The following is a 20,629-nucleotide window of genomic DNA, read 5'->3' on the forward strand; positions in this document are numbered from 1 at the left end:
GGAGCCCCGCCGGGCCGCGGTCGAGGGCGTACGGGCCGTGCCGTCGACGCGCCCGCACCCGCGCCGGGCCCGTGCGCCGGGGCCTCACTTGACCACGTCGTCCGCGCCGGTCTTGTCGCCCGCGGAGCCCTTGACGGCGTCCTCGGGGATCGGCCGGTCGTCGTGGAGCGCCTGCCAGATCCGGCTCGCCTTGGAGTCCAGCGGCACGACCCGGTTCGGGTCGCCGGCGTCGTAGGTGACCGGCAGGGTCACCATCCGCATGTCGCCGGACCCGATGGACTTGAGGCCGTTCGCGAAGTCCAGCAGCTTGTTGACGGAGGACAGGTCGGAGTCGGTGGTGAGCGCCGAAGTGGCGGTGTCGGCGATCCCGTACAGCTTGCCGGGGCTGGTGAACAGGCCGATCGACTTCATCTGGTCGAGCAGCGCCTTGATGAACGCCTGCTGGAGCTTGATGCGGCCGAGGTCGCTGCCGTCGCCGACGCCGTGCCGGGTCCGTACGAGCCCGAGCGCCTGCTCGCCGTGGAGCGTGTGGGTGCCCGCCGCGAGGTCGAGGTGGCTGTCCTTGTCGTGTATCGGCTTGGTGGTGGTGATCTTGACGCCGCCGAGCTCGTCGATGAGCTTCTGGAAGCCGGCGAAGTCGACCTCCAGGTAGTGGTCCATGCGGATGCCGGTCATCGCCTCGACGGTCTTGACCGCACAGGCCGGTCCGCCGACGGAGTAGGAGTCATTGAACATGGCGCTCTTGACCGGCGGAGCGGTCTTGCCGTCCGGCGCCTTGCATTCCGGTCGGGATACGAGCGTGTCGCGCGGTATGGATACGACGCTGGCCGTCTTATGGCCCTTGTACACATGCACGATCATGGCGGTGTCGGAGCGGGCGCTGCCCTCGTCCTTGCCGTATTTGCCATTCGCGCCGGCCCGCGAGTCGGAGCCGAGCACGAGTATGTCCTGCGAGCCGTTGTCCACGTTCTCGGGGCGGTTCGTACCGAGTGCGGCGTTGATGTCGACGCCGGTCAGATTCCCATTGAACTTGAAGTAGAGAAAGCCGAGACCGCCACCGCCCAGCAGCACCAGGCCGGCGGCTATCCAGGCGGTGATCAGCAGCGCCTTGCGGCGCGGGCTGCGCGCCTTGCGGCGGCGGCCACGGGCGCGGCGGCGGTGGCCCGCCCCTTGCCCGCTCTTGCTCTCCTGTGCCATCCGCTCCTCAATCCTCCGCTGTGCTCGGGTACCCCCTGCCGTATTGGTCAGGCGCGGTTTCTCGGTGGTCTGTCAGACGCCGAGGCAAGCGCCAGGGTTGCACAGCGGCCTTTAAGGACTTTCTTAGAAACCGCTTGTCCCGACTGACCGGCGGATACGCCTGCGCGTCTTCGACCTGCGATTTCAAGCGGAATCCGGGAGACCGTTCCGAGGGGCGGTGCCGGTGATTCCTGTGTTGTAGATCTCAAGCCGACAGGCCCCCGCCACGGTTGTGGCGGGGGCCTGCTGGATTAAACGCGAAGCGTGTTCCGATACGGGCTAGTCGTTGCCGTTCGGCGTCGTCTTGGCGATCTGCATCAGGAACTCGGCATTCGACTTCGTCTGCTTCATCTTGTCCAGGAGCAGCTCGATGGCCTGCTGCGAGTCGAGCGCGTGCAGCACCCGGCGGAGCTTCCAGACGATCGCGAGCTCCTCCGAGTTGAGCAGGATCTCCTCCTTGCGGGTGCTGGACGCGTCCACGTCCACCGCCGGGAAGATGCGCTTGTCGGAGAGCTTCCGGTCGAGCTTGAGCTCCATGTTGCCGGTGCCCTTGAACTCCTCGAAGATCACCTCGTCCATCCGCGAGCCGGTGTCGACCAGCGCGGTGGCCAGGATGGTCAGCGAGCCGCCGTCCTCGATGTTGCGCGCGGCGCCGAAGAACTTCTTCGGCGGGTAGAGCGCGGTCGAGTCGACACCGCCGGAGAGGATGCGTCCGGAGGCGGGCGCGGCGAGGTTGTACGCGCGTCCCAGGCGGGTGATGGAGTCCAGCAGGACGACCACGTCGTGACCGAGCTCGACGAGGCGCTTGGCGCGCTCGATGGCCAGCTCGGCGACGGTGGTGTGGTCCTCGGCCGGGCGGTCGAAGGTCGAGGAGATGACCTCGCCCTTGACCGACCGCTGCATGTCGGTGACCTCTTCCGGACGCTCGTCGACCAGGACGACCATCAGGTGGCACTCGGGGCTGTTGACCGTGATGGCGTTGGCGATCGCCTGCAGGATCATGGTCTTGCCGGTCTTCGGCGGCGCCACGATCAGCCCGCGCTGGCCCTTGCCGATCGGCGCGACCAGGTCGATGATCCGGGTCGTCAGCACGCCCGGGTCGGTCTCCAGGCGCAGCCGGTCCTGCGGGTAGAGCGGGGTGAGCTTGCCGAACTCCGGCCGTCCGCGCCCGGATTCGGCCGCCATGCCGTTGGCCGAGTCGAGGCGGACGAGCGCGTTGAACTTCTCGCGGCGCTCGCCGTCCTTGGGCTGCCGCACGGCGCCGGTGATGTGGTCGCCCTTGCGCAGGCCGTTCTTGCGGACCTGGGCGAGGGAGACGTACACGTCGTTGGGGCCGGGCAGGTAGCCGGAGGTCCGGATGAAGGCGTAGTTGTCGAGGATGTCGAGGATGCCCGCGACGGGGATCAGCACATCGTCCTCGCTGACCTGCGGCTCGTTGCCGAAGTCGTCGCGGCCCCGGCGCCCGCGGCGGTCGCGGTAGCGCCCGCGCCGGCCGCGCCGGCCGCCCGCCTCGTCGTCGTAGCCGTCGTCCTGCTGGCCGCCGCGGTTGTCGCGCTGCTGGCGGTTGCCGCCGCCCTGCTGGCCGCCGCCGTCGTCGTTCTTGTTGCGGCGGTCCTGGCGGTCGCGCTGGTTGCCGCGGTCCTGACGGTCGCCGCGGTCGCCGCGGTCCTGTCGGTCCCGGCGGTCGTTCTTCTGGCCGCGGTCCTGCTGACGGTCGCCGCCGCCCTTGCCGGACCGGCCCTCGGCGGTGTCCTGAGCGGGCGCCGACGCGGCGGTCTCGGCCTTGGTGTCGGTCTTGATGTCGGTCTTCTCCTCGACCTTGACGTCCGCCTTCGCCTCGGCCTTGGTCTCGGCGCCCTCGGGGCTGCCCGACGGGGCGGTGGCCCGACGGCGGCGGCGCTCACCGGCCGGCTGCTCGTCGCTGTTCGGCTGGCCCGGAATCTCGATCTGCTGCTGGCCCGCGGCCTTCTCGGCGGACGGCGCGCTCTTGGCCGCCCTCTCGGGCTTCTCGGGCTGCTCGGCCTTCTCGGCCTTGGGGGCCTTGCCGGTCCCGGCGGCGGTCTCGCTCTCGCCCGTACGGGCCTTGGAGGTCGTACGGCGCTTCGGCTTGGTCTCGGCGGCGGGGGCCTCGGCGGGCTTCTCGGAGCCCGGGCCTTGGCCCTGCTTCTCCTTGATGACCTCGATCAATTGGCCTTTGCGCATCCGCGCGGTGCCCTTGATGCCGAGGCTGGAGGCGAGCTGCTGGAGCTCCGCCAGGACCATGGCGTCGAGGCCCGTGCCCGAACGGCGCCGCCGGGAGGCACTGGCAGGGGCAGCACCGGTGGCAGGCGCGGCGGGAGCGTCCGTGGCGGGCGCGGAGGCATTGCCGACGGAACCGTCGGCGGTCACGCCCATCAGATCGGTGGTGTCGCTCACGAAGGGGTCCTTCCCTGGAGCGGGCGTCGGCCTGTCTGGCTCGGCGACCGGTTGTGCTGTCCGGCTGCGGTCCTTGGCTTGCGGACCGGGCCGGGGCGGTGGTCCGCCGGTACGGCGGAAAGATCAATTCATGGTTCCGGCGTGAAGGAGATCAGAAGTGACGCATCACCCATGTCGCTCACGCCGATTCCGGAGCGTGCTCGAAACTGCTCAGGCAGGCTGCTCAGGCAGTTGGGGAGGCTCCCGGAAGAAATGCGGTCCCTGATCGGGACACAGAGCACCGCGCCGGTATGGCGTCGAGTGCAGACTTGAGGTTAACACTACCGGGTCCAACAAATATTCCCCCTCTCCAAGACCCACAACCGTGTGTCGTCAGGTGCCGAGCGGCAGAACGCTCGCCCCTTGGGCGTCGAGGGCCAGCCGGTTGGCCGCCCACCCCTCGCCCGCCAGCCGTGCGACCTTGTCGGCCGCACCGTCCTCGGTCAGCGCGAGCACCGTGGGGCCCGCGCCGGAGATGACTGCTGGGACGCCGTCCGCGCGCAGTCGGTTGACCAGGGCCACGCTGTCCGGCATCGCCGGCGCGCGGTACTCCTGGTGGAGCCGGTCCTCGGTGGCCGCCAGCAGCAGCTCGGGCCGCCTGGTCATGGCCTCGACCAGGAGCGCCGCGCGGCCCGCGTTGGCCGCCGCGTCCACATGCGGCACGGTGCGCGGCAGCAGCCCCCGCGCGGTCTCGGTGAGCACCGCCTTGGCGGGCACGAAGACCACCGGAACGATGGAATCCGACGGCTGTGTCCGGACCGCCCGCGCGGCCCCGGACTCCGTCCAGGCCAGGGTGAAGCCGCCGAGCAGGCAGGCGGCGACGTTGTCCGGGTGGCCCTCGATCTCGGTGGCCAGCTCCAGCAGCGCCGCGTCGTCGAGCCGCTCGGCCCCGCCTATGGTCACGGCCCTGGCGGCGACGATTCCGGCGCAGATCGCCGCGGAGGAGGAGCCGAGTCCGCGGCCGTGCGGGATGCGGTTGGCGCAGACCACCTCCAGGCCGCGCGGCTGCCCGCCGAGCAGGTCGAAGGCCGTGCGCAGGGCCCGTACGAGCAGGTGGCCCTCGTCGCGCGGCAGCGTGTCCGCGCCCTCGCCGGCGATGTCGATGTGCAGCCCGGAGTCGGCCACCCTGACCACGACGTCGTCGTAGAGCCCGAGGGACAGGCCGAGGGCGTCGAAGCCGGGACCGAGATTGGCGCTGGTCGCGGGGACGCGCACTCGGACGGCGGCGGCGCGGAAGGCGGGACCGGCCATCGCTCGATGACTCTCCTTGGTATGACAGTCCGGTGACTGGGGGGTCGGGTGTGACTGGTGTGACTCAGTGGCAATGTGGGGCGGAGAAGGTACGAGCGCCCTCAAGGGGCCACGACCACGATGACGCACGGCGGCGGCGGGGGTCTGCGGCGGGGCGGATTGAGTACAGCCTATCGAAGGAAGGTTCTGCGGCGACATAGGGCGCACAGGAGGCGCACGATGCGTGTCGCACGCCGTCCCGTGCTCCATTGCTGACGTTACGACAGGTTGTGCCCCGTAATCAGAGATATACGAGGCCGCCCCCGCCGGTTGTACGAGCCCGCGCTACGCGAGCCGTACGAGCCGCGAACCGTACGAGCCGGAGCCGGCCCGACGGAATCAGGCCACGAGACCGGGCTCCGGGGCCGGGCTCCGAAGCCTGAGCCCGGCTCCAGGGTCAGGCGAGGCCGAGCCGCTGCGCCGCCGCGTCCGCGTCCACCGGGACCGTCACGGGCTGCGGCGCGCCGGCCACCGCCCAGTCCGGGTCCTTGAGCCCGTTCCCCGTCACCGTGCAGACGATGCGCTGGCCGGGGTCGACCTTGCCCTGCTCGGCGGCGCTCAGCAGCCCGGCGACGCTCGCCGCGGAGGCGGGCTCGACGAACACGCCCTCCTGCGAGGCCAACAGCCGGTAGGCGGCCAGGATCTGTCGGTCGGTCACCGCGTCGATCAGGCCGCCCGACTCGTCGCGCGCCTGCTCGGCGAAGTTCCAGGAGGCCGGATTGCCGATGCGAATGGCGGTCGCGATGGTGTGCGGGTCCTTGACGACCTCGCCGCGCACGATCGGCGCGGAACCGGACGCCTGGAATCCCCACATCCGGGGCGTACGCGAGGCGATCGCGTCGGCCGCGTATTCGCGGTAGCCGCGCCAGTACGCGGTGATGTTGCCGGCGTTGCCGACGGGCAGGACGTGGATGTCGGGCGCGTCGCCGAGCGCGTCGACGATCTCGAACGCCGCGGTCTTCTGCCCCTCGATACGGGCCGGGTTGACCGAGTTGACCAGCGCCACCGGGTAGTTCTCGGAGAGGCCGCGGGCCAGCGTGAGGCAGTCGTCGAAGTTGCCGTCGACCTGGAGGATGCGCGCGCCGTGGACCAGCGCCTGGCCCATCTTGCCGAGCGCGATCTTGCCCTGCGGCACCAGCACGGCGCAGACCATCCCGGCCCGTACGGCGTAGGCCGCCGCCGACGCGGAGGTGTTGCCGGTGGAGGCGCAGATGACGGCCTTCGCGCCCTCCTCCTTGGCCTGCGTGATGGCCATGGTCATGCCGCGGTCCTTGAAGGACCCGGTGGGGTTCGCGCCCTCGACCTTGAGGTGCACCTCGCAGCCGGTGCGCTCGGAGAGCACCTGGGCGGGCACGAGCGGCGTGCCGCCCTCGCGGAGCGAGACGACCGGGGTGTGCGCGTGGACCGGCAGCCGGTCCCGGTACTCCTCGATGATGCCGCGCCACTGGTGGGTGCCCGACATCCGCGGACTGGTGATTGCAGACATTGCTTCCGTTACTCCCCTTCGACCCGCATGATGCTCGCGACACCCCGCACGGTGTCGAGCCTGCGCAGCGCCTCGACCGTCGCCGACAGGGCGGCGTCGGCCGCCCGGTGGGTGACGACGACCAGCGACGCCTCGCCGTCCTTGCCCTGCTGGCGGACCGTGTCGATCGACACGTCGTGCTCGGCGAAGACCGTGGCGACCTGGGCGAGCACGCCCGGCTTGTCGGCGACGTCGAGGCTGATGTGGTAGCGCGTGACCACGTCGCCCATCGGGCTCACAGGCAGCCGCGTATAGGCGGACTCACCCGGTCCGGTGGTGTCCGCCAGCCGGTTGCGGCAGGCCACGACGAGGTCGCCGAGGACGGCGGAGGCGGTCGGCGAGCCGCCGGCGCCGGGCCCGTAGAACATCAGCTGCCCGGCCGCCTCGGCCTCGACGAAGACGGCGTTGTACGCCTCGCGCACGGAGGCCAGCGGGTGGGTCAGCGGGATCATCGCCGGGTGCACGCGGGCGGTGACCGACTTGCCGTCGGCGGCCCGCTCGCAGATGGCGAGGAGCTTGACCGTGCAGCCCATGCGCTTCGCGGACGCGATGTCGGCGGAGGTGACCTCGGTGAGGCCCTCGCGGTGCACGTCGTCGAGGCGTACGCGCGTGTGGAAGGCGATTCCGGCCAGGATCGCGGCCTTCGCGGCGGCGTCGAACCCCTCGACGTCGGCGGTCGGGTCGGCCTCCGCGTACCCGAGGGCGGTGGCCTCGTCGAGCGCCTCGGAGTAGCCGGCTCCGCTGGAGTCCATCCGGTCGAGGATGAAGTTGGTCGTGCCGTTGACGATGCCCAGCACCCGGTTGACCTTGTCGCCCGCGAGCGACTCGCGCAGCGGCCGTACCAGCGGGATCGCGCCGGCGACGGCGGCCTCGTAATAGAGGTCGGCGCTCTGCTTCTCGGCGGCGGCGTGCAGCGCGGCGCCGTCCTCGGCGAGCAGCGCCTTGTTGGCGGAGACGACGCTCGCGCCGTGCTCGAAGGCGGTGGTGATCAGGGTCCGGGCGGGCTCGATGCCGCCGATGACCTCGACGACCACGTCGATGTCGCCGCGTTTGACGAGCGCGGTGGCGTCGGTGGTGATCAGCTCGGCGGGCACGCCGTCGCGCACCCGGCCGGGGCGGCGGACCGCGATCCCGGCGAGCTCGACCGGGGCGCCGATGCGCGCCGTGAGGTCGTCCGCGTGCGTCGTCATGATGCGCGCCACCTCTGAGCCGACAACACCACAGCCCAGCAGCGCCACTTTCAGCGGACGCGTACGCATCATCCGACCTCGTCTCTCATACATCTTCGGTGGTACACCAGTCTCACTCACCGGACGGGGGATTCCGTCCCCCGTCCAGTATCCGAGATTGTTTTTTCCGCGGGCCGACACGGCGGCCGGCCGGCGTCTCCGCCTTACGTATCCCGGCTAACCGACGTCGAGCCGCAGAAGGTCTTCTTCCGTTTCCCGCCGGACGATGACGCGCGCCTCGCCATTCTTCACCGCGACGACCGGCGGGCGCAGGGCGTGGTTGTAGTTGCTGGCCATGGACCGGCAGTACGCGCCGGTGGCGGGGACCGCGAGGAGGTCGCCGGGGGCGAGATCGGCGGGCAGGAAGGCATCGCGCACGACGATGTCGCCGGATTCACAGTGCTTGCCGACGACGCGGGAGAGCATGGGCTCGGCGTCGGAGGAGCGGGAGACCAGCGCGACGGTGTAGTCGGCGTCGTAAAGGGCCGTACGAATGTTGTCGGACATGCCGCCGTCGACGGAGACATAGGTGCGCAGCCCGGTCAGTTCCTTGACCGTACCGACCTCATACAGCGTAAAGGCGGTGGGGCCGACAATGGCCCGGCCGGGCTCGACGGAGAGCCGCGGCACGGCGAGCCCGGCGGCCTCGCACTCGCGGCCGACGATGTCGCCGAGCGCCTTGGCGATCTCGTGCGGCTCGCGCGGGTCGTCCTCGGAGGTGTAGGCGATGCCGAGACCGCCGCCGAGGTCGATCTCGGGCAGCTCGACGCCGTGCTCGTCGCGCACCTCGGCGAGGAGCTGCACGACACGGCGGGCGGAGACCTCGAAGCCGGCCATGTCGAAGATCTGCGAGCCGATGTGCGAGTGGATGCCGATGAGCTCCAGCCCGTCCAGCTTGAGCACCCGGCGCACGGCCTCGGCGGCCTGCCCGCCGGCGAGCGCGATGCCGAACTTCTGGTCCTCGTGCGCGGTGGCGATGAACTCGTGGGTGTGCGCCTCGACGCCGACGGTCACCCGGATCTGCACGCGCTGCCGCTTGCCGAGCCGCTCCGCGATGTGCGCGACGCGCACGATCTCCTGGAAGGAGTCGAGCACGATCCGCCCGACGCCGGCCTCGACGGCACGGGTGATCTCGTCCACGGACTTGTTGTTGCCGTGCAGCGCGATCCGCTCGGCGGGCATCCCGGCGGCGAGGGCGGTGACGAGCTCGCCGCCGGAGCAGACGTCGAGATTCAGCCCCTCCTCGGTCAGCCAGCGCACGACGGCGCGGGAGAGGAACGCCTTGCCCGCGTAGAAGACGTCGGCGCCGGCGCCGAACGCCTGCCGCCAGGCGCGGCAGCGGGCGCGGAAGTCGTCCTCGTCGAGGATGTAGGCGGGGCTGCCGAACTCCTCGGCGAGCTCCTTCACGCTGATCCCGCCGACGCTGACGACACCGTCGGCGCCGCGCGCGACCGTACGGGCCCAGACCCGCGGATCGAGGGCGTTGAGGTCGGCGGCCGGAGCGGTGTAGTGCCCTTCGGGGAGCACATCGGCGTGGCGGGGTCCGGCGGGGTGGGCGGAACGGCTCATGGTTTCTGGAGTTTCCCTCGGGGAGATGGGGGCGTCAGAGATGCGCGGGGTCAGGGGTACGCGAGTCGGACATGGGCGAGTCACACATGCACGAGTCGGACATGGGCGAGGTCACACATGCGCGGGTGCGGTGATGCCGAGCTGGTGGAGGCCGTCTGCCAGCACGGCCCCGGTGGCCTCGGCGAGGGCCAGTCGGGCGCGGTGGACGGCCGAGGGTTTCTCGTCACCGCGGGGCAGGACCGGGCACTTGTGGTGCCAGTGGAGGAAGGCGTCGGCGAGGCGCTCAAGATAGCGAGCGAGGCGGACGGGGTCGGAGGCGCCGACGATCCGCTCCCGATCACCGAGCACCCCGAGCAGCACAGCACTGTCATCCGCCCCGATGTCCCCGGCCTGGGGACCGAACCCGAGGTCACGGGCGTTACGGAGCAGTGCCTGGGTACGGGCGTGGGCGTACCGCACGCGGAAGAGCGGGTTGGCGTCCCGCTGTACGAGCAACAGATCCCGGTCGAAGCCGGGGGCGGTGACGAGGCTCCAGCGGGCGGCGTCCGGGCCCAGCCGCCGGACGAGGTCGTCGGGGGGCGCGAGCGGCAGCGCCGGGGAAGGGGTGATGGCGCGGAGTTCCTCGATGAGCGCGGCATGGCCGGCGCCGTCGAGAGTGATGTTCAGGAACCCGGCCCCGGCGACATCGACGCACTGGACGCCGGGTTCGCGGAGGAGCCGACGCCGCAGCACTTCGGCGACGTCATGGGCGGACCGTCCGGCGTCCTTGGCGAGGCGGAGGGCGACGTTGGTGGCGAAGTCACCGCAGCCGGGACGAGGCGGGGTCCGCACAGTGACCCGCTCGGGCACGGGCGCGCTCAGCTCGCCGGCCTCGACGGCACAGCGCACGGCACGCACCACGGTGCGCGAGAGCTCAGCTGGGGTCACGGGACAAGCGTATGGGAGAACGGGGGCGTCTCCGCGAACAGGTTTCACGTCGTGGGACGGACGGACGCCACTCCCGCGAACCGGTTGCCCCACACGACAGACGACGGTCGGCACCCGCGCCGGGCGCGGATTCACCCCGCGGGACGCCCCACCGACTCCGCGTCCGCGCCACCGGGCTCGGCCGAGTCCGGCAGCTCCGGCAGCTCCGGGAGCCCGGCGTCCTCACCGTCGTCGTCCCCGCCCTGCCCCATGAGCCGCCGCACCAGCCGCACCATCTCGGCGGGCTCGAACGGCTTGGCGAGAAACGCGTCGACCCCGACCGCACGCCCGCTCTCGACTTCGGGCTGGGTGCAGGCGCTGATGATCGCGATCGGCAGCCGACTCGTCCGCGGATCGGCCCGCAGCCGGGCGGCGGTACGCAGCCCGTCGAGCCGGGGCATGACGACGTCCAGCGTCACGACGTCGGGCCGTACGCGATGGACGATCTCCAGACATTCGGCACCATCGGCCGCGGTCACGACCTCGAACCCTTCGAGTTCGAGGTTGACCCTGATCAGCTGCCGGATCACCTTGTTGTCATCGACGACAAGGACCCGGCCGGTCGCGCCCGGCACAACTAGAGAGTAGGCGCGCACCTCCTGCTGCGTCCGGGTTTTCCCCACTTCCGCCATGTGAGGGAGTGCGTATTGACAGAAACCAACCATTCAAGACAACCAACACAGAACGCCCCTAACCCCCTGGTCGCCTCCCACCCCTCCTCCCCGCTCCCCCACCCTCCCCACCAACCGCCCCGACCCCCGCAAATACCTGTTCCTGGGCACCCCGCGAGAGCTGGTAGTGTTCTACCCGTCGCCAGGCAAACGGGCGACACGCCCCCGTAGCTCAGGGGATAGAGCAACGGCCTCCGGAGCCGTGTGCGCAGGTTCGAATCCTGCCGGGGGCACTCCGGAAATCACTCCCGACCAGCGGATACGCGGGTCGGGAGTTTTTGCGTGCGCGTCAGGGGATCCTGGTCCCTTCGGGGCGGGATCGGTGACGCTCCTGTCAGGCGCGGTGCCTCCCTCCTCTGGGGGCTCGCGCCGGGCGGTTGAACGCGAGGTCGATGAGGCGGCGCAGGGTTACGGGTGGTACGGGGGCTGCGTTGTCCGGGCGGTCGCGTGGGAGGAGGACGCGGAGAGCGGCCGGGCGTAGTGAGCACACGATCGGCGTCGGCATCCGCAGCGATTCGCCGTCCACCGCCACGGGGATCTCAGCGGCCTCGGAGGAAGTCACTTCGACGTACTGGGCGGTCGTGACGGTCAGTCCCATGGACTGGGAGCCTCGTACGGCCAGGTCCGCGGCCTGCGCCGCGTCCTCCACGCGGATGCCGAGTACGCCCAGTTCGCCGGTGTCCAGGCGGGGGCGGCGGTCGCCGCCGCTGAGGCCGTCGGGAGAGGCATACGGGTTGTTGCTGATCAGCAGCGCCTGCTGGGGCGAGATCGCGGCCCCGTCGAGCCGCGCCTCGGTCCACCGCACGTCCTCGCCGGTCAGCAGGTCCGGCATGAGGGTAAGCGCGGTGCCGGTCTTGGCGTCGCGGTACTCGGGGCGCTGCACGATGTCGGCGTACACACCGAACGACACGGTGTTGACGAAGGCCCGGCCGTCGACGTCGCCGAGGTCGACTCGGATCTCCTCGCCGTCGGTCAGCGCGTCGAGGCAGCGGGACGGGTCGGCGCGGTCGAGGCCGAGGTCCATGGCGAAGTGGTTGCGGGTGCCGGCGGAGACCACGAGGAAGGGCAGGTCGTGCTCGGCGGCGACCGCCGCGACCAGCGCCTGGGTGCCGTCGCCGCCCGCGACGCCGAGCAGGTCCGCGCCCTCGGCCACGGCCCGGCGGGCCAGCTCGGCCACATCGCTCTGGACAGCGGGGTCGAGGAGGATCACCTGGGCGCCGAGTCGCTCGGCCCGTTCCACGAGCCCGAAGCGGCCGACCTTTCCGCCCCCGGACTTCGGGTTCATGATGAGGACCGGCCGCTTCGGCCGGCGCGCGGCGGCCGCCCGGTGCGACCGTTTCGGAAGCGAGTCGCGCAGCGCCGCGTGGCCGAAGGCCAGCGTGGCGCCCCAGCACAGGCCCAGTACCAGCGCCGTCCGCCACAGGCCGTCGTGGATGTAGAGCAGCACGACGGCGGCGGGGGCGGCGACCGCGACGAGGGCGCCGACCAGCCGCGCCGCACCGCGGTGCGCCAGGAACCACCACACACCGACGGCGCAGACGATCAGCCCTAGGAGTTCGGCCGCCACGATCAGCAGCCCGCCCTCCGTGAGCGCGAGCAGCAGTACCACCAGGGTGCCGACCGCCGCCAGCAGCGCGCAGCGCGCCAGCAGCCGCGCCGCCGCGCTGCCGGTGGGCTCCGTCACCGGGTTCCGGCTGTGTCGTTCTTCCACGTCATGCTCGCCCTCTCGGCCTGGCCACGTGGCTCCAGCCTGCACGTTCTCGTGGCAGAGGGCGTCCTGACCGGGCCGTATGGGGGAGCCCGGAGCCTACGTCGCACGAAACCGCCCCTCCTCCACCTCGACGACCCGGCCCTCACTCGTCAACCGGTCCAGGTGCTGCGCCGCCGTCCTGCGCTCTACGGGCCTCACCTGCGGACCTTCGATGTGGGAGCGGTAGACCAGCCGGTGCTCGACGATTTCCTCGACGCTCCGTGGCTCGCGGAGGAATCCGAGGAGTTCCGCTTCCCGCTTCTCCACCACGCCCGCGAACGCGTCGATCCGGCGCCGGAACTCCGCGCCGCCCTCGATCACGCCCTTCTGGTGAAACGTTCCGTACCAGCGCGCGTCGATCTCGCGGCACCGGCGCATCGACGCCTCGAAGTCGGCGAGGCTGCTGCCGACATCCCCGTAGTACGGGCCGAACGACGTGAGATCGATGTCCGCGATGAACAGGAACCCGTCCGGTTCGATCAGGAAGCCGCTGTGGCCCGCGGTGTGGCCGGGGAGGTGCACGACGGTCACGGTGCGCTCGCCGAGGTCGAACACGGCGCCGTCGTCGAACCCCGTCGCGTCCGGACGCCCCCGCACGTGAAAGTGGTCCAGCAGCGCCCTGTCGGCCTCGGCCGCCGCGTCCCGCGACAGCCCGTACCCGGCGACCATCGCCTCGCGGGAACGCAGGGCGTCGAGGTCGGCGGAGTGGATATGGACCGGTACGTCGTAACCGCCGAGGCCCGCGATGTGGTCCTCGTGCGCGTGGCTGACGAGGACCGCGTCGGCCGCCGGCGGCGCCGCCACGAGCGACAGCGAGGGATCGACGACCAGCGTGGCCTCCGCGCCCCGTACGAGCAGTGAGTTTCCGTACGGGTAGGCGCCGCGTTCCGCGCCGAGGAGCACGCTGACCGCGCCATATTCGGCCGCCGCGTATCCCGGAGCGGCGGCCGTGGTCACGCCCGTCCCGCCCCTCGGTCCGCGCTCCGCCCCCGCGCCCGCGTCGCGTGCGGCACGGGCACGGGGGCGGCGGGGCGGGGAGGCCGGTTCAGCCGTCACCGCTGCCGGCCATGGCGACGACCCGGATCTCGACCAGCAGTTCGGGGCGGGCCAGTTGGGTGACGCCGACCGCGGTCCAGGCGGGGTACCGGTCGGGGAAGCACTCGTCCTTGACCTGGGTGAACTCCCCCATGTCGCCCCGGAGATCGGTGTGGAACGTCGTCAGCTCGACGGTGTCGGCCAGGCCGGCCCCCGCGGCTTCCAGGACGTTCCGTACGCCGTCGAACGCGAGCCGGGCCTGGGCGGCCATGCCGACGGCGGGCCGCAGGGTGTCGGGGTCGATTCCCACTTGGCCGGAGACCCAGATCAGGTCGCCGACCCGGATCGCCTGCGAGAAGTGCAGCCGGTCGTAGAGCGCCCGGGTGCGGGGCGGGTTGATGAGTTGGCGTTGCATGGCGCGGAATCCCTTTCGCCGGTGCGGTCAGAGGAGTTGGCGGAAGACGGGCGAACGGAAGGGGTCCCCTGGGTCCAGCTTCGCCATCTCGTCCACGAAGAGGATGCCGTTACGGGCGTAGCGCTCGTTCACAGTCGGCAGGGGGCGGAACGTCGCGTCGTCGCCGAAGAAGCGCAGGACCAGGGTGTGGCGTTCCGGCGCCTCGGCGTCGACCCCGGCCCCGCCGTGCAGCGAGCGGGGATGCAGTACGAGTACGTCGCCGGGGTCGATGGCCCACGAGACCACGTCGTGGGCGCCGCGGTCGGCCGCGAGCTCGGCATCGATGTCCGGGAGGCGGGGCAGGACGCCGCCGCCGTGCAGCGGATCGGTCGGGTCGTCGAGCTTGAACGTGGTCCCGTCGTACTGGACGCCGCGGTGCGAACCCCGCACGATCTCCAGCGAGTTCCGCTTCGGTACGTGCTGGAGGCTGATCCACGCGTTGCCCCAGTGCTCGCCCGCCCAGGGCAGGTACGCGGTGTCCTGGTGCCAGCAGCTTCGGGCGCTCCGGCCGCCGGACTTGAGGAAGACCTCCTCGGCGAAGTACCAGACGTGCTCGGAGCCCCACAGCTCCGCGAACAGTTCGCCGAAGGGCAGTGACGGCATCAGCGCGTCCAGCCGCTCCTTGGCGAGCGGGTTGGCGTTGTCCACGTGCGAGCGCCGCTCGGTCCCGTCGTACATGGATGTCGCGTGGGGGCCCGGGTTCGCCACGGCCCAGTCGAACGCCTCGCGGCACCACCCCGATTCCGCCTCGTCCAGGCAGTTCTCGATGAGGACGGCGCCGTCTTCCCTGAATGCTTTCCGGACTGACTCATCCATCGGTGACTCTCCTTCAGACCTTCAGGTTGGGAGATGGAGATGGGAGATGGGAGATGGGAGCACGCTAGAAGACGACTGTCTTTTACACAACACCTGTTACGAAAAAGGTGTGGCAGAATCGCGGCCACTGGAGAGGGGGTTCGGCCAGTGCGACTCAGCGGTGACAGCGCGACCGAGCAGGCCGTACGGCCCGGAGGCCGGAACGGCGAGGAGACCGTACGGGGCGGGGGCCGGAGCGGCGAGCAGGCCGTACGGCGCGGGCGCCCCACGGGCGATCACGCCGCGAAACGAGCGGAACTCCTGGAAGCGGCGGCGTCGGTGATCGCGCGGGAGGGCTACGCCAACGCCTCGCTGCGCAAGGTGGCCCAGCGCGCGGGGTGCACGACCGGATCGGTGACCTACTACTTCGCGAACAAGCAGGAACTCGTCACCGCGCTGGCCGAAAGCCGCTTCGACACCTACGACGCGATGCTCGCCGCCGACCGGGACCGGGACCCCGACCGGACCGACCTCCGGGGAATCCTGGAGCGGTGGCTCCGCCTGGTCACCGGCGACCCCGACTTCTGGTCCGTGATGTCCCAACTCCTCGCCCACGCCCGGTACGAGCCGGCCTTCGCCGCCGTCATCGAGCGGCGTTACGCCCGATACCGCGAGACACACGCCGAACTCCTCGCAGCCGGACAGGCCCAAGGCACCGTCCGCGCCGACATCCCCGCCGACCTGCTCGCCGACCAGGTCAGCGCCATGGGCGACGGCTGGATGGTGATGTACCCCTTCGAACCCGAACGGTTCACCGCGGAGCGCATACGAGCCCTCGTCGACGCCGCCATCACTCTGATCGCTCCCGGCCCGGGGAACGGGGCCGGGGGCGGGGACGAGGGTGAGGGCGGGGGCGGGGACGAGGGTGAGGGCGGGGCCGGGGGCTTGGGCGGGGCCACGCCGGACGCCTGACACTCCGGACACGCGCTTCCTGACGGCCGTACGTCGCTACATGCGGTACGTGCGCTACGTGCCGTACGTGCGCTACGTGCCGTACGTGCCCAGGTAGGCGGCGAGGCATCCGCGCGCCTCATCGATCACGGCGTCGTCACCGGCCGGAGAGCGCCGGAACGCCACGTCGAGGAACCGGTTGCCGACCTCGAAGGCGAGCAGGAGTACGAGCCGGGGCGTGTCGGCGGCGACGAGGTTCCGCTCGACGAGGTACTCCCAGGCCCTCCTCGCCTGCTCCTCGTCGAACGCGCGGACCAGTTCCACGAGCATGTCGTGGCGTCCCGCGAACCACAGCTCGGTACAGCTCGGATGCCGGCGGAAGTGGGCCAGCACGGGGTCGACGAGGGCGTCGACCGCCTCGCGCAGCGTGCGTGGGGTTGGCGCGGAGCTGTGCAGTACGGCGGTGAAGACCTTGCCGAGCTCGTCCACATGGCGGCGCAGGATCTCGGCGTCGACTTGATGCCGGTCGGAGAAGTAGTGGTAGACGGAGGCGATGGGGATGCCCGCGCGCTCACCGATCGCCTTGAGGGTGGCGGCCTCGTAGCCCCGCTCGGCGAGCAGGGCCTCCGCGGCATCGACGATGGCCCGTCTGCGCTCCACCCCGCGCCGCTGCACCACGCCCCGGCGAGTCGGCCCCTGAGCCGCCGATTTTTTCTCGAACACGATTCGAGATCGTAGCAGCGTCCCCTGAAGAAGCCGCGTCACGCGAGTTGACAGGCGGTCAACCCGACCTAGACTCGAACTCGATTCGAGTTCGATACTGGCATCGATACCAGGCACCGAGATCGGCATCGTCATCGGGACCGGGCTCGGGATCGGCATCGTCATCGGGATCGGGCTCGGCATCGGGCTCGTGCGGCGAATACGACAGGACGGAGTGGTCATGGCCAACAGTTGTGATGTCGTGGTGATCGGCGCCGGCTTCGCCGGAGTCACGGCGGCACGGGACCTCAGCGTCGAGGGGTACTCGGTGGTCCTCCTCGAAGCGCGTGACAGGGCCGGCGGCCGTACGTACACGGGCACCGCCTTCGGTCAGGAGGTCGACTTCGGCGGGACCTATGTGCACTGGACGCAGCCGCACGTGTGGCGCGAGCTCCAGCGCCACAACATTCCGCCCGCCGTGCCGCTCGGCATCGAGAAGGCGTACTGGCTGGCCGACGGCGCCGTGCACGCCGGCAGCCTGGAGGAGTACCAGCGTGCCCTCGCGCCCCTGGCCGCCCGCTGCTTCGCCGATGCGCGGGCGCGCTTCCCGCTCCCCTTCGACGTTCGCGCGGTCGACAACTCCGAGATCGAGAAGGAGACGATCGGGGACCGGCTCGATTCGCTGAACCTGTCCGCGTACGACCGGGACGTGCTCGACGGAAGCTGGTCCACGCTGGTCCATTCCCACAGCGAGCAGGGCCTGGCGCAGATGGTCTTCTGGGCGGCCTCGAAATTCGGCGACTGGGGCGCGTTCTTCGAAACCGCGGGCTTCTGGCCGATCGAGGGCGGCACCAAGCGGCTCCTCGACGCCGTCCTCGGCGAATCGAGGGCGGAGCTCCGCCTGTCCACGCCCGTCAGCGCCATCGAGGACGAGGGCTCCGGCGTCACCGTGACCACTCGCGACGGCGAGCGCGTCCGCGCGCGTTCCGCCGTCGTCGCGCTGCCCCTCAACACGCTGGCCGACGTCAGCATCAGCCCCGCGCTCGCCGAGCCCGTGCGCGGCATGATCGAGCGGAAGCACCCCGTACGGTCGGCCAAGCTCTGGGCGAGGGTCAGGGGCGAGGTCGAGCCCTTCTGCGCCTTCGCGCCGGTCGGCAAGAACCCTCTCAACACGGTCAGGGTGGAGCACCGGCACGGCGGCGACACGCTCGTCGTGTGCTTCGCGTCCGACGCCGCGGCCATCAGCGCGGCGGACCGCGAGGGCGTGCAGGCGGCGCTGCGGACGTTCGTCCCTGGTATCGAGGTGCTCGAAACCGCGGGCCACGACTGGGTCGGGGACGAGTTCTCCCAGGGGGCCTGGGCCCATCACCGGCCGGGGTGCCTCACCACGGCCGTTCCCCGGATGCGCGAGCCGCACGGGCGGCTCCACTTCGCCGGAGGCGATATCGCGCCGATGAACGTCGGGGGGATCGAAGGCGCCATGGAATCCGGCGCGATCGCCGCCCGGGATATCTCGGCGGCGCTGGCCGACGGTTCGTACTGAGCAAAACCAGGGGGACGATCCGATCACTATCAGGCGATCCCGATACCGCGTTTTCCCTACACTGAGCGCAATGCACCGATCTGCAATGCACCGATCCGCAATGCATCGACCTGACGCATCGTCGACACAGGGAGAGCCGCGGAATTCGACGGCTTCGCCACAGACACCACTGCTCCCTATCCGCGTCCACTCCCCTATCGCGATCATCGCATGAGAGGAATGTACTGAGTGCACTCTTGGCTCTCTGAACGCCGGCGAGCGGCCATGAGTACTCTCACCGCGGCCTGCGTAGCGGCGATTCTGCTTCTCGTTCGCGCGTACAACGAGGGACCGGAATTCCTCTCGATCTCGGATGTCTGCGTCTTCGCCATATTCGCCTACCTTTCCGCTTACCTCACCGTCACACTGATCACCTTTTCGGCTGTCTCCCCCGCGGCGATTCGCAGGTGGGCTCACCGCACGTCCCGCGGCACGCTGATCCAGCGCTACGTCCTCGGCACCGCCCCCGGACCGGGCGCGTCGATCTTCGTCGCGGCGGCCGCCCTCGTCGTAGCGCTGGTCTGGCGCCCCGGCCATTTGGGAACGGCTCTGCCCGTGGTCGTACGAGTCGTGGTGGCCCTCGCCCTGGTCGCGGACGCCTGGATCTGCGTATTCGTTTCCTTCGCGGTCGCCTTCCACGCCGACAACCTCGTGGAGAACGAACGGGCCCTGGACTTTCCCGGCGAGGAACCGGCGGCCTGGGCCGATTACGTCTACTTCGCGGTGTCGCTCATGACGACTTTCGGCGCGACGGACGTGACGGTGACCTCACGGGAGATGCGGCGGACCGTCGCCACGAACTCGGTCATCGCGTTCTTCTTCAACACCGTGACGGTGGCGAGTCTCGTAGCCGCTCTGACGTGACATGACACCGTCGCCGACGCGCCGGTGCACCGACCGGCTCGCCAATTCACCGCCCCGCCAATTCACCGCCCCGCCCATTCACCGAGCCGGCGACTCTTTCGCGCCGGTCCCGGCCACGCTCACCACACCCCTTCAGGAGTTCAGAAATGACCGACAATGGAATCTCGTACTCGGCGCATGGCTGGGATGCCACCCCGCCCGCCGACCGCCTTCCGGCGCTCAAGGGTCAACTCACGTGTGATGTGGCGGTCATCGGGGGCGGGTACACCGGCATGGCGACGGCGCTGCGGCTGGCCGAGCGAGGCGCTGACGTCGTTCTGCTGGAGTCCGGTTTCTGCGGCTGCGGGGCGAGTTCACGGAATGCCGGTCAATTGTCGAGTGCGCCGGCGGGTGACCCCCAGCTTTTGAGCACGCTCCATCCACGCCGCTTCCGCGACATCGTCCGCTTCGGCGAGGGGGCGGCGCGCTTCACCGAGGGGATGATCGAGCGGCTGGGGATCGACTGCGAGTACGAGGCGACGGGCAACGTCGGGGCCGCCATATCCGCGGGCCAGCTTCGTAAGGCGGAGCGCAACGCGCGGATTCTGCGCAAGGCGGGAGCGGACGTCGAGTTCGGCGGCGGCCGCGAACTCGGCCTTCCGGAAGGGTTCCGGGGCGGCTATCTGGAGCGCGCCGGTGGGCATTTGGACCCCGGGAAGTTCGCGCTCGGTCTCCGCGGGGCGCTTCTCGCGTCGAGCACGAGGGTGTTCGAGGAGACCCCGGCGGGAGGGGTATATCCCGACAGCAATGGGGTCACGGTCACGGTGCCGAGGGGGCGCCTCCGTGCCGAGCGGGTGGTGCTCGCCACCAACGCGTACTCCCGCGACCTCCTCATCTCCCCGAAGCGGATGGTGTCGCCGGTATGGGCCCATGAGGTCGAGACCGCGCCGATAGGACATGAGCGTCTTGAGGCGATCGGCTGGACGAGTCGCGCCGGCATCATCACCCAGCACAATCTCCTGGAGAATTACCGCCCTACCGCGCGCGGCACGATCGTCTTCGGTGTCCGTCAATTGAAGCTGGGGCGGGGAACGGTACGTGACCGTGAGCCGGACCGTGCGGTCGTAGCGGATCTCGTCCGTGGCTTCCACGACCGGTTCCCGTCGCTTCGTGATATCGCGCCGCGTCGGGCGTGGGGCGGGTGGGTCGCGATGACGCCGCCGTGGCTGCCGGTCGCCGGAGAAGCGGCGAGAAATGTGTTCTACGCCGCCGGCTACAACGGTCACGGCCTCGCCCAGGCGCCGTACCTGGGCACGCTGCTCGCCGACCGGCTGGCCGGCGACGCGCCCCATGAGGACCTTGGCGCCCTATGGCGGGCGCGGCCGCGGTTCGCTCCCACGCCGGTCTCCAGCCCCCTGACTCTGCGCGCCGGGTGGGCGGTCGACCGGCTGGCGGACAGGTTGTCGAAGCGGCTGCCCCCTCGCGGAAACGGGCGCTCCCACCGGCAGTGACACCGCGCATCGCACTGACTAGGAAATCGAAGTCATTAGGGTTTCGTAATCATTGCGGCTAGAGTG

17 protein-coding genes and 1 tRNA gene are annotated in these 20,629 nt (G+C 70.5%); 5 read left to right on the forward strand and 13 right to left on the reverse strand.

From position 1 onward, the window contains the following. Positions 1–84: 84 nt before the first annotated feature. The 8 genes from AB0I49_RS25060 to AB0I49_RS25095 all read right to left on the reverse strand — a co-directional run bounded on the left by AB0I49_RS25060 (position 85) and on the right by AB0I49_RS25095 (position 10,901). The gene (locus AB0I49_RS25060) at positions 85–1,197 is read right to left on the reverse strand and encodes an LCP family protein (RefSeq protein ID WP_363229309.1); all 1,113 of its coding nucleotides are present in this window, start codon (positions 1,195–1,197) and stop codon (positions 85–87) included. A 318-nt stretch (positions 1,198–1,515) separates the two neighbouring features. Beyond that, complete coding sequence (gene rho / locus AB0I49_RS25065; RefSeq protein WP_363229310.1) at positions 1,516–3,651, reverse strand: transcription termination factor Rho; 2,136 nt, start codon at positions 3,649–3,651, stop codon at positions 1,516–1,518. 372 nt (positions 3,652–4,023) lie between these two features. Further along, positions 4,024–4,941: a homoserine kinase gene (gene thrB, locus AB0I49_RS25070; RefSeq protein ID WP_363229311.1), complete on the reverse strand. Its 918-nt coding sequence runs from the start codon at positions 4,939–4,941 to the stop codon at positions 4,024–4,026. A 436-nt stretch (positions 4,942–5,377) separates the two neighbouring features. Next, positions 5,378–6,442, reverse strand: coding sequence for a threonine synthase (gene thrC / locus AB0I49_RS25075; protein WP_363229371.1), 1,065 nt, complete (start codon positions 6,440–6,442; stop codon positions 5,378–5,380). 32 nt (positions 6,443–6,474) lie between these two features. Continuing rightward, on the reverse strand, positions 6,475–7,767 hold the full coding sequence (locus tag AB0I49_RS25080; protein ID WP_363229312.1) for a homoserine dehydrogenase: 1,293 nt from the start codon (positions 7,765–7,767) through the stop codon (positions 6,475–6,477). Positions 7,768–7,911: 144 nt separating this feature from the next. Then, the gene (gene lysA, locus AB0I49_RS25085) at positions 7,912–9,303 is read right to left on the reverse strand and encodes a diaminopimelate decarboxylase (protein ID WP_363229313.1); all 1,392 of its coding nucleotides are present in this window, start codon (positions 9,301–9,303) and stop codon (positions 7,912–7,914) included. Between the two features lie 111 nt (positions 9,304–9,414). Beyond that, positions 9,415–10,230, reverse strand: coding sequence for an ArgS-related anticodon-binding protein NrtL (nrtL, locus tag AB0I49_RS25090; protein ID WP_363229314.1), 816 nt, complete (start codon positions 10,228–10,230; stop codon positions 9,415–9,417). A 131-nt stretch (positions 10,231–10,361) separates the two neighbouring features. Beyond that, entirely contained in the window at positions 10,362–10,901 is a 540-nt protein-coding gene (locus AB0I49_RS25095) for a response regulator (RefSeq protein WP_363229315.1), read from the reverse strand. Positions 10,902–11,101: 200 nt separating this feature from the next. On the opposite strand from AB0I49_RS25095, the gene AB0I49_RS25100 reads away from it, so the two are divergent. Next, a tRNA-Arg gene (locus AB0I49_RS25100) sits at positions 11,102–11,173 on the forward strand. A 101-nt stretch (positions 11,174–11,274) separates the two neighbouring features. Here AB0I49_RS25100 and AB0I49_RS25105 read toward each other — a convergent pair. The 4 genes from AB0I49_RS25105 to AB0I49_RS25120 form a co-directional block, all read right to left on the reverse strand. Beyond that, positions 11,275–12,624 carry a diacylglycerol kinase family protein gene (locus AB0I49_RS25105; protein ID WP_363229316.1) on the reverse strand — a complete coding sequence of 450 codons (1,350 nt, stop codon included), beginning with the start codon at positions 12,622–12,624 and terminating at the stop codon, positions 11,275–11,277. Positions 12,625–12,747: 123 nt separating this feature from the next. Continuing rightward, a complete protein-coding gene (locus AB0I49_RS25110; RefSeq protein ID WP_363229317.1) occupies positions 12,748–13,647 on the reverse strand; it encodes an MBL fold metallo-hydrolase in 900 nt (299 codons plus the stop codon). Positions 13,648–13,735: 88 nt separating this feature from the next. Continuing rightward, positions 13,736–14,140 (reverse strand): RidA family protein, encoded by a 405-nt coding sequence (locus tag AB0I49_RS25115; RefSeq protein ID WP_363229318.1) that lies wholly within the window; start codon positions 14,138–14,140, stop codon positions 13,736–13,738. Between the two features lie 27 nt (positions 14,141–14,167). Then, on the reverse strand, positions 14,168–14,995 hold the full coding sequence (locus tag AB0I49_RS25120) for a phytanoyl-CoA dioxygenase family protein (protein WP_363229319.1): 828 nt from the start codon (positions 14,993–14,995) through the stop codon (positions 14,168–14,170). 147 nt (positions 14,996–15,142) lie between these two features. On the opposite strand from AB0I49_RS25120, the gene AB0I49_RS25125 reads away from it, so the two are divergent. Then, positions 15,143–15,946: a TetR/AcrR family transcriptional regulator gene (locus tag AB0I49_RS25125; RefSeq protein WP_363229320.1), complete on the forward strand. Its 804-nt coding sequence runs from the start codon at positions 15,143–15,145 to the stop codon at positions 15,944–15,946. A gap of 72 nt (positions 15,947–16,018) precedes the next feature. Here AB0I49_RS25125 and AB0I49_RS25130 read toward each other — a convergent pair whose 3' ends face one another. Beyond that, entirely contained in the window at positions 16,019–16,648 is a 630-nt protein-coding gene (locus AB0I49_RS25130) for a TetR/AcrR family transcriptional regulator (protein ID WP_363229321.1), read from the reverse strand. A gap of 220 nt (positions 16,649–16,868) precedes the next feature. Between AB0I49_RS25130 and AB0I49_RS25135 the strand changes: the two genes are divergently transcribed. The 3 genes from AB0I49_RS25135 (at position 16,869) to AB0I49_RS25145 (ending at position 20,563) form a co-directional block, all read left to right on the forward strand. Continuing rightward, a complete protein-coding gene (locus tag AB0I49_RS25135) occupies positions 16,869–18,170 on the forward strand; it encodes an NAD(P)/FAD-dependent oxidoreductase (RefSeq protein WP_363229322.1) in 1,302 nt (433 codons plus the stop codon). A 264-nt stretch (positions 18,171–18,434) separates the two neighbouring features. Continuing rightward, a complete protein-coding gene (locus AB0I49_RS25140; RefSeq protein ID WP_363229323.1) occupies positions 18,435–19,073 on the forward strand; it encodes a DUF1345 domain-containing protein in 639 nt (212 codons plus the stop codon). A 146-nt stretch (positions 19,074–19,219) separates the two neighbouring features. Beyond that, entirely contained in the window at positions 19,220–20,563 is a 1,344-nt protein-coding gene (locus tag AB0I49_RS25145; RefSeq protein ID WP_363229324.1) for an FAD-binding oxidoreductase, read from the forward strand. Positions 20,564–20,629 lie beyond the last annotated feature (66 nt).

Source organism: Streptomyces sp. NPDC050617, from assembly GCF_040654795.1.
Lineage (GTDB): Bacteria > Actinomycetota > Actinomycetes > Streptomycetales > Streptomycetaceae > Streptomyces.

Excerpts from the sequence above, each read along its gene's own strand:
- AB0I49_RS25060 (WP_363229309.1), bottom strand. The coding sequence starts at position 1,197 with ATGGCACAGGAGAGCAAGAGCGGGCAAGGGGCGGGCCACCGCCGCCGC.
- thrB (WP_363229311.1), bottom strand. The coding sequence starts at position 4,941 with ATGGCCGGTCCCGCCTTCCGCGCCGCCGCCGTCCGAGTGCGCGTCCCC.
- thrC (WP_363229371.1), bottom strand. The coding sequence starts at position 6,442 with ATGTCGGGCACCCACCAGTGGCGCGGCATCATCGAGGAGTACCGGGAC.
- AB0I49_RS25080 (WP_363229312.1), bottom strand. The coding sequence starts at position 7,767 with ATGATGCGTACGCGTCCGCTGAAAGTGGCGCTGCTGGGCTGTGGTGTT.
- lysA (WP_363229313.1), bottom strand. The coding sequence starts at position 9,303 with ATGAGCCGTTCCGCCCACCCCGCCGGACCCCGCCACGCCGATGTGCTC.
- AB0I49_RS25095 (WP_363229315.1), bottom strand. The coding sequence starts at position 10,901 with ATGGCGGAAGTGGGGAAAACCCGGACGCAGCAGGAGGTGCGCGCCTAC.
- AB0I49_RS25115 (WP_363229318.1), bottom strand. The coding sequence starts at position 14,140 with ATGCAACGCCAACTCATCAACCCGCCCCGCACCCGGGCGCTCTACGAC.
- AB0I49_RS25120 (WP_363229319.1), bottom strand. The coding sequence starts at position 14,995 with ATGGATGAGTCAGTCCGGAAAGCATTCAGGGAAGACGGCGCCGTCCTC.
- AB0I49_RS25135 (WP_363229322.1), top strand. The coding sequence starts at position 16,869 with ATGGCCAACAGTTGTGATGTCGTGGTGATCGGCGCCGGCTTCGCCGGA.
- AB0I49_RS25140 (WP_363229323.1), top strand. The coding sequence starts at position 18,435 with ATGAGTACTCTCACCGCGGCCTGCGTAGCGGCGATTCTGCTTCTCGTT.
- AB0I49_RS25145 (WP_363229324.1), top strand. The coding sequence starts at position 19,220 with ATGACCGACAATGGAATCTCGTACTCGGCGCATGGCTGGGATGCCACC.